The following is an 8,719-nucleotide window of genomic DNA, read 5'->3' on the forward strand; positions in this document are numbered from 1 at the left end:
CGGGCCGCTGCCACCGGCTCCTCGCCGACGATCCGCCGGGCGGCGGCCAGCAGCCGGTCCAGGCGCAGCGCCGGCAGATCCTGGCGGGCGTGCAGCACCTCGGCCAGGGCCAGCAGTTCCAGCGCGCGCTCGACCGACTCCGGGCGGCGGATCAGCCAGGCGGACAGCCCCAGCGCGCTGGCGCCCAGCACCGGCCGATCGACGAACCTCGACCGGGCCCGGCCCAGCACCAGCACCCGGACCCGCAGCCGTCCCGCCCAGTGGGCCAGCTCCGCCTCGTCCAGGGAATCGTCGGCGATGCCGGACGCGATCATCGCCGCCAGCCCGATCGCGTACCAGCCGGAGCCGCGCTGGGCTGGCGCGTGCCGCACCTCCAGCGCCCGGCGGAAGTGCTCGATCGCACCCTGCGGGTCGCCGTCGATACGGGCGGCCTCGGCCAGCCCGCAGTCGGCCATCGCCACGTACTCCGCCCGCTCCTGGGCCAGCAGGCCGATCGCCCGCAGCCGCTCCAGCAGCGGCCGCGCCTCACCGGAGCGGCCCAGCCCGAGCAGTGCGACGGCGCGGATCCAGTCCAACTGCCTCAGGTCGTCCTCGGCCTGCAGCTGCCACATCCCCTGCTCGGCGCGGTCCGCCCAGTACAGCGCCTGTTCCGGGTCGGCGCGCATGCCGGCCAGGTTCGCCAGCATCGAGGCCGCCATCGCCGCACACCAGACGTTGCCGAGGCGTCCGGCAAGCTGCCAGGCGCGCAACGCCGCCGCCCCGGCCTGGTCGGCCCGGCCGTCGTTCTCGGCGATCTGGGACGTGAACAGCTCTCCCACCATCGCGGTGCCGGGATCCTCGGCGGCCCGCATCCGCGCCAGCATCTCCGTCGAGCGCTCCGGGTCCGGGGCGGCGAGCAGGTAGTCGATGATCGCGGCCAGATCGGCCTCGGTCACGGTGTGCCGCCGGACCAGCCACCACAGCCGGGCGTAGGCCCGCTTGCCGCGGGCCTCGTCGGCGGCCAGGCCGGTGGCGGTGAGCAGCAGGTAGCTCACCGCGGTGGCGTTCACGTGCGCGTCGTCGGGCCGGTAGCCACGCAGGGCGTCGAGCACGTCCGCGGCGAAGGCGATCACCTCGCTGTGCGCGCTGCGCATCGTCCAGTAGTAGCTGAGCAGGGCGAACACCGACACCACCAGCTCCTGGCGGTGCTCGGCGACGGCCTGCCGCAGCACCAGGACCAGGTTGTCCTGCTCGACGGTGACCCGGCGGTAGACGTCCAGATCGGGCACCGTCGGTCCGTGGCCGGCGGCGAACCCGGCGGCCCAGCGGAACAGCGCGTCGCGGCCCTCGGTCTGCTGGCCGGCGGCGGCGAGTTCCGCCTGGCCGAACTCGCGGACCGTCTCCAGCATCCGGTAGCGCAGGCCGCCGGTGAGCGGCTCCTCGGCCACCGTCAGCAAGGACTGCGCGATCAGGCCGTCCAGCAGATCTTCCACCCAGCCGCTGCCGGTGACGACGGCGGCCGCCTCGGCGGAGAAGCCGTCCGGGAAGACGCTGAGCAGCCGCAGCGCGTTCTGTTCGCCGGCATCGAGCAGCCGCCAGCTCCACTCGATCACCGCCTGCAGGGTGCGGTGCCGCTCCGGCGCGCTGCGGTCGCCGCCCGACAGCAGCGCGAACCGGTTCCCCAGCCGGCTCTCGATCTGCTCCACCGTCATCGAACGCACCCGGGCGGCGGCCAGTTCGATGGCCAGCGGCAGACCGTCCAGGTGGGCGCAGAGCCGCTGGACAGCCGCCACCGGCAGCTTCGCGCCGGGCCGGACGGCGTGCGCCCGCTCCAGGAAGAGCCGCACCGCCGGGCCGTCCGTGGTGGCGGCGAGCGGTGGCAGCGGGTAGACCGCCTCGGCACTGATCGCCAGCGGGCTGCGGCTGGTCGCCAGCACCTGCAGCTCGGGTGCCGCGGCCAGCAGCTCGGCGATCCAGCGGGCGGCACCGTCCACCAGATGCTCGCAGTTGTCCATCACCAGCAGGGTGGGCCGTTCGGCGAGCTGGCCGACGATCCGGGCTCGGACGTCCGAGCCCGGCGCCGGGTCGCCCAGCCGCTGGCCCGCGGTGCCCTCCCGGATGCCCAGGGTGGACGCCAGCGCCAGCGTCACGTCGTCGTCGCTGCGGACACCGGCCAGTTCGACCACGACCACCACCGGACGGCCGGAGCGGCCGGCCAGCGCCTGCGCCAGCCGGGTCTTGCCGAGGCCGCCGGTGCCGAGCACGGTGACCAGCCGCGCACTGCCCAGCAGCGCCTCGATCCGGTCCAGGTCGTCGTCGCGTCCGATCAGCCGGTTCGGTGCCGCCCGGAGGCCGATCCGGCGTGGCGGACGCGGATCGGGCTCGGCGGCGCGCAGCAGGGTGGTGTTCAGCTCGATCAGTTCGGCACCGGGTGAACTGCCGAGCTCGTCCAGCAGCCGTTCGCGGTGGGCGGCGAACGCGGCCAGGGCTTCGGGGATCCGGTGCTGGGCGACCAGGTTCCGCAGGTAGGCGGCCAGGGCACCCTCGTCGAAGGGGCGTGCCTCGACCAGCCGTCCCAGATCGGCGGCGGCACCGGCCAGGTCGCCGGCGACGCCGCGACAGCGCGCCCGCTCGGCGGTCAGGTCGAACAACAGCGACTCGGCGCCGGCCCGCAGCTGTTCCTGCACCGGCGCATCGCCCAGGTCGGCGCCCGGTTCGCCGCGCCACAGTGCCAACGCCTGGTCCAGGACGGCTATCGCGACGGCGGGGTCGGGCTCGGCCCGGGCGACGCCGAGCGCCGCCCGGGCTCTTCCGAGATCCGTCTGCCGAGCGTCGACGTCCAGGCGGTAGCCGGCCGCGCCGGAGGCGATCAGCCCGTCCGGGACGACCGCCCGCAGCCGCGACACCAGGGTCTGGACGGCGGCGCGCGGGGCCCGGGGCGGCTCGTCCGCCCACAGCAGGTCGGTGAGCGCCGGCACGCTGTGCGAGCGCCCCGGCTCCAGCCCGAGCGCGGCGGCCAGGGCCCGGATCCGGCTCCCCGGCGGCTCGATCGGCGCGCCGGAGCGGCCCTCGATCAGCACGGGGCCCAGCAGGCTCAGCCGCGGGACGTCGTCTCGCACCCGACGAGCCTAGGACCGGCGTCCCTCCTGCGCCATCGGCGTCCTCGCGCCGGACGTGCGCACCAGGAACATCCCGGCGATCGCGCCGACGGCGAATCCGACACCGTGCAGGTTGGCGATGACGAGCAGCGTCAGGCCGGCCAGCAAACCGACGGCTCCGAGCACCCGGGCCGGGACCCGGCGTCCGGCGAGGAAGGTGACCAGACACAACCCGGTCAGCCCCAGATCGGCGACCGAGTTGCCGGCGAAGCCCTGGTTCGGCAGGACCGTGTAACCGGCGATCTCGCTGACCAGGCCGACCAGCGTGCGGGCGCCGTGGAGCGTCTCGGCGATGGTGCCGACGACGAGCAGCGCAACCAGGTTGAACACCGTGCCCGGCCAGCCGCCGACCGGGCGTTCGACCTGCTGGACGGCCGGATCGCCACGCTGGGCGGCCCCTCGCCGGGATGACGAGAGGTGGCTCGGCCCGGGATCTCGGAGCGAGGCCCGCACTCAGCCGCAGCGGGACAGGATCGCCTCCAGTTCGGCTTCCTCCAGCACGATCGGATTGCCCTTCATCGAGGACGCCGCAGCGGCCTGCCGGCAGATCTGCGGGTACTGCCCGGACGTCACGCCGAGTTCGCCGAGGGTCGGGACGTCGAGTTCCCGGACCGTCTCGGCCAGCCAGTCCAGCAGGGCCTGCACGCCCGCCGTCCCGGAGAGCAGGGCACCCGCCTCGGCGTAGCGACCCAGCGCGGGATGCTCGGGTTCCCGCTCCTGCAGGGCTGCCACGGTGCCGCGGCAGCACTCCACCAGCAGGGTCGCGCAGGTCAGGCCGTGCGGTGCGCCGGTGAGCCCGCCGATCACGCCGGCCAGGCCGTGCACGGCACCCAGCTTCGCGTTGGCCAGCGCCAGCCCGCCGAGCAGCGAGCACAGCGCCAGGTCGGTGCGGGCGTCCACATCGTCGCCGTGGCGGTAGGCACGGCGCAGGCTGCGTCCGGCGCGGCGCAGCCCCTCGGTGCAGAAGCCGTCGGTGAGCGGGTTCGCGAACGGTGACACGTAGGGCTCCAGGCACTGGGTGAGCGCGTCCAGCCCGGACGACGCGGTCACCGCCGGCGGGCAGCCCAGGGTCAACTCCGGATCGACCAGGGCGACCCGGGCCAGCATGGCGGGCGAGCGCATGCTCACCTTCACCCCGTGCTCGGGCGAGGTAACCACGCCGTTGCTGGTCACCTCCGATCCGGTGCCCGCGGTGGTCGGCACGGCCAGGAACGGCAACGGCGCATGCAACAGCGGGCGTCCGGCGCCGATCACCTCCAGGTGGTCGAGGATGTCGCCGTCGTCGGGCACCAGCGCGGCGATCAGCTTCGCGGCGTCCAGCACCGCGCCACCACCCAGGCCGACCACGACGTCCGCGCCGTGTTCCCGGGCCGCGGCCACCCCGGCCCGGACGTCGTCCAGAGTGGGTTCGCCGGCGACCGGCCAGGCCAGGGATCCGTCCAGACCGGCCAGCAAGGCGCCGAAACGCTCCGGGGTGGCGCCGGTGCAGACGAACGGACGGGTGCCGAACTCGGCGACCAGTCCGGGCAGCTGCGCGGAGCATCCGGGGCCGAAGACGATCCGGGTGGCGGTGGCAAAGGTGAAGGGGGTCACCCGCCCAGGATCGCATGCCGACGCCCGGCTCGCGGCGGCATCGACTCGTCTAAGGTGACCAGTGATTCCGCCTCATCGTCACCGATAGGACAACTCGTGACCTCCTTCAGCCTTCCTGCCCTGACCCTGGCGACCTCGTGCCCCAAGGACGCCGACGTGGTGGTCTTCGGAGTGGCCGAGAGCGCCGGCTCGCCGGTGCTGGTCGGCCTGCCGGACGAGGTCGAACGGCGCGCGGCGAAGCAGTTCGGGCAGCCGCTGCTGGCCGTGGCCCGCAGCCTCGGCGCCGACTCCAAGCCGGGCAGCACGGTGGTGCTGCCCGGGGCGGACGGCCGCCGGCTGATCGCGGTCGGCCTGGGCAATATCGACGTCACCCCGGAGCAGGTCCGCCGGGCCGCCGGCAACGGCGTCCGGACGGCGTCCGGGCTGAAGTCGGAGCGCCCGCTGCGGGTCGCGATCTGCCTGGACGCGGTCGAACCCGAGGTGGTCAAGGGCGCCGCCGAGGGCGCGCTGCTGGGCTCGTACGCGTTCGTCAAGGTGAGCGGCGCGCAGGCCGCCGAGTCGATCGCCGCACTGACCGTGGTGAGCAGTTCCGGCAAGCCCGAGGTGCGCGGCGCGGTGGAGACCGCCAAGACGGTGGCGGCGGCGGTCTGCCTGGCCCGGGACTGGGTGAACACCCCCGCCAATGTGCTGTACCCGCAGACCTTCGCCGAGGCGGCGCAGGCGGCGGTCAAGGGCACCCGGATCGACGTCGAGGTGCTCGACGAGAAGGCGCTGGAGCGCGGCGGCTACGGCGGCCTGCTGGCGGTCGGCGGCGGCTCGTCGCGTCCGCCCCGGCTGGTCCGGCTCAGCTATGCGCCGCGTGGCGCGAAGGCGCACCTGGCGGTGGTCGGCAAGGGCATCACCTTCGACACCGGCGGCCTCAACCTGAAGCCGTCCGACGGCATGTACACGATGAAGTGCGACATGGCCGGCGCCGCCGCGGCGCTGGCGGCCACCCGGGCGATCGCCCAGCTGGGCCTCAAGGTACGGGTCACCGCCTACGCCGCGATGGCCGAGAACATGCCCTCCGGCACCGCGTACCGGCCCTCCGACGTGCTCACCATGTACGGCGGCACCACCGTCGAGAACGTCAACTCCGACGCCGAGGGACGGTTGGTGATGGCGGACGCGCTGGCCCGGGCCGGCGAGGACTCCCCCGACCTGATTCTCGACGTGGCGACCCTGACCGGCGCCTGCATGGTGGCGCTGGGCGAGCGGGTGGCGGGCCTGATGGCCAGCGACGACCAGGCCGCCGATCACGTCCTGGACGCCGCCGAATCGGCCGGCGAGGCGTTCTGGCAGCTGCCGATCCCGGACGGCACCCGCAAGAAGCTGGACTCGAAGGTGGCCGACCTGCGCTCCGGCGGCAACCGCTACGGCGGCGCGCTGACCGCGGCGGCCTTCCTGCAGACCTTCGTGCCCGGCGAGATCCCGTGGGCGCACCTGGACATCGCCGGGCCCGCGTTCAACGACGAGGGCCCCTACGACTACGTGCCCTCCGGCGGCACCGGCATGGCGGTGCGGACCCTGGTGGCGCTGGCCCAGTCCCTGCAAAGCTGAACGCGTGCGCACCGATGTGGTGATCGTCGGCGCCGGGGCCGCCGGCCTGCTGGCGGCCGTTGCGGCGCGCCGGCTCGGCCACGACGTCCTGATCGTGGAGCGGACGGCGTCCGTGGGTGGCGCGACCGCCGGCGGCGAGGGGCACCTGTGGGTGCCCGGCAACGACCTGATGGGACGTGGCGGTGTGCCGTCCGATTCGGCCGAGGAGGCGCTCGACTACCTGAACGCCCTGGCCGCGCCGGGTAACGAGGTGGCGGCGTCCCGCCGGGCGGCGTTCGCCCGCACCGCCGGCGTGGTGGCGCGCTGGCTGGTGTCGTCCCGGATCGGCCTGGAAGTCGTGAAGGGGCTGCCGGACTGCCGTCCGGAGACGGAGGGCGGCAAGGCCCAGGGCCGCACCCTGCGGGCCAAGGCGGCTGCCGTCCGATTGGACGACGAGTGGGCCGGACGGCTGCGCGGCGGCGACGGCGCCGAGGCCAGTCCGGGGCTGTTCGGACGACTGCGCCGCGGCCTGGGCGATCGCGACGGGTTGAGCCCCGGCGGCGCGCTGGTCAGCGAACTGCTACGGCGCGCGCTGGGCAGCGGCGTCGAGATCTGGCTGGAGTCGCCGATGACCGAGCTGCTGGTCGACGACGGGGCCGTCACCGGCGTCCGGATCGACCACGAGGACGGCGAGATCGACGTGGTCGCGAAGCGCGGCGTCCTGCTGGCCTGCGGCGGTTTCGAGGCCGACCCGGAACTGCGCGATCAGTATCTGCCCGCCCCGACGTCCGTGGACTGGTCGGTGGGCGGCGGCAACGACGGAGCCGCCCTGCGCGCCGGGGAACAGGTGGACGCCGCGGTCGCCGACCTGGACCGAGCCTGGTGGACGCCGGTGCTGCTCGCCGACGGCGTCGCACATTCGCTGCGCGCGGCCCGGGTGGCACCGCACGGCATGATCGTCGACGTCGCGGGCGACCGCTACCTCAACGAGGCCGAGCCGGGTGCCTGGGCCGGGCGGTGGATGTACGAGCACAACCGCGGGCAGCGGTCGGTGCCGTCGTTCCTGGTGCTGGACAACCGGCATCGCAAGCAGCACGACCTGGGCCCGTGGCCGGCGGGCAGTTCGCCGAAGGCGGCGATCGAGGCCGGCGAGCTGGTCCGGGCGTCCTCGTTGGACGAGCTGGCCGGGTCGCTGGGCGTCGACCGGGCCGGGTTGCTGGGCAGCGTGGTGGCGTTCAACCAGCTGGCCAAGCGCGGCCGCGACACCGACTTCAAGCGCGGCGAAAGCACCTGGGACAAGCACTTCGGCGATCCGCTGCTGCGCCGCAACCCGTGCCTGGGCTCGATCGACCGGCAGCCGTTCTGGGGGGTTCGGGTGTACCCGGGCGACGCCGGAACCGCCGGCGGCCTGGTGATCGACGAGCGGTCCCGGGTGCTGCGCGGCGACGGGACGCCGGTGCCCGGACTGTGGGCCTGCGGTGGTGCCGCGACAGCACCGTTCGGTGGCGCCCTGCCCGGCGACGGGGCCGCGCTGGCGTCCTCGTTGGTGGACGCCTACCGCGGCGTGGTCGACCTCTCCGACCAGCTGGACCGGATCGACGAGGCGCTGGCCTGACAACCACCGCTGGTTGAGCTTGTCGAAACCCCAACCACCGCTCGCCCGAGGCGGACCTATTCGGCGACCCGACGGCCCTTCTGACGGGCGTTGAAGTCCCGCATCCGCTGCGGGTAGCCGACCACCGCGGCGTCGTAGACCGGCAGCCCGTGGGTGCCGGCGAAGCGGCGTCCCCACGCTGGTGACTCGATCGAGCGCCGGGTCCATTCGCCGTCGTGGGCGACCAGCAGCAGGCTCGTCCTGGCCATGGTCGTCTGCGGCTCCAGGAACGCCTCGACCCCTCGACGCGTCCGGACGAAATCCTCCAGGTGGGCCACGGTGGCACCGTCGATCGGGGCGCCGCGGTTTCGGGAGCGCCAGAAGTCCCACCTCGGTGTCACGGAGCCATTGTGCACCGTGCTCTGACCGACCCACGGAATCCGGTGCCGCAACGCGTGCTCTTCGTCGTGACAACGGGATAGGGTGAGGTCTGGTTCTGGCCGTCCGTCGAAGGAGACCCACTCATGTCAACGCCCGTTCCTTTGCCCGCTCTGGGTGAGAGTGTCACCGAGGGCACGGTTTCTCGCTGGCTCAAGCAGGTCGGCGACACCGTCGAGGTGGACGAGCCCATCGTGGAGGTCTCCACCGACAAGGTGGACACCGAGATCCCCTCGCCCGCTGCCGGCGTGATCCTCGAGATCAAGGTCGCCGAGGACGAGACCGCCGCCGTCGGCTCGATCCTCGCGGTGATCGGGGACGCCAGTGAGGCAGGGAGCGCCGCTCCCGCCGAGCCGGCCGCTCCCCCAGCCGCCGCACC

The 8,719-nt window shown here is 74.0% G+C and carries 7 protein-coding genes; 3 read left to right on the forward strand and 4 right to left on the reverse strand.

Annotated elements, in window-relative coordinates; all coding sequences use genetic code 11:
* The 3 genes from QM582_RS16660 to QM582_RS16670 form a co-directional block, all read right to left on the reverse strand.
* Nucleotides 1–3,098, reverse strand: a 3,098-nt coding sequence (locus tag QM582_RS16660; RefSeq protein WP_415086275.1) for an ATP-binding protein, incomplete at its 3' end; no start/stop codon positions are given.
* Nucleotides 3,099–3,107: 9 nt separating this feature from the next.
* Nucleotides 3,108–3,467, reverse strand: coding sequence for a hypothetical protein (locus QM582_RS16665; RefSeq protein ID WP_415086277.1), 360 nt, complete (start codon nucleotides 3,465–3,467; stop codon nucleotides 3,108–3,110).
* A gap of 123 nt (nucleotides 3,468–3,590) precedes the next feature.
* Complete coding sequence (locus tag QM582_RS16670; RefSeq protein WP_415086279.1) at nucleotides 3,591–4,730, reverse strand: iron-containing alcohol dehydrogenase; 1,140 nt, start codon at nucleotides 4,728–4,730, stop codon at nucleotides 3,591–3,593.
* A gap of 96 nt (nucleotides 4,731–4,826) precedes the next feature.
* Between QM582_RS16670 and QM582_RS16675 the strand changes: the two genes are divergently transcribed.
* Entirely contained in the window at nucleotides 4,827–6,329 is a 1,503-nt protein-coding gene (locus QM582_RS16675; RefSeq protein ID WP_415086281.1) for a leucyl aminopeptidase, read from the forward strand.
* 4 nt (nucleotides 6,330–6,333) lie between these two features.
* The gene (locus QM582_RS16680; protein WP_415086282.1) at nucleotides 6,334–7,923 is read left to right on the forward strand and encodes an FAD-dependent oxidoreductase; all 1,590 of its coding nucleotides are present in this window, start codon (nucleotides 6,334–6,336) and stop codon (nucleotides 7,921–7,923) included.
* A gap of 56 nt (nucleotides 7,924–7,979) precedes the next feature.
* Here the strand turns inward: QM582_RS16680 and QM582_RS16685 are convergent, their stop codons facing one another.
* Entirely contained in the window at nucleotides 7,980–8,303 is a 324-nt protein-coding gene (locus QM582_RS16685; RefSeq protein WP_415086284.1) for a hypothetical protein, read from the reverse strand.
* Between the two features lie 123 nt (nucleotides 8,304–8,426).
* Here QM582_RS16685 and QM582_RS16690 point away from each other — a divergent pair.
* Nucleotides 8,427–8,719: biotin/lipoyl-containing protein (locus QM582_RS16690; RefSeq protein WP_415086286.1), on the forward strand; the 293-nt coding region annotated here is incomplete at its 3' end.

This window comes from Micropruina sp., assembly GCF_047607385.1.
Lineage (GTDB): Bacteria > Actinomycetota > Actinomycetes > Propionibacteriales > Propionibacteriaceae > Micropruina.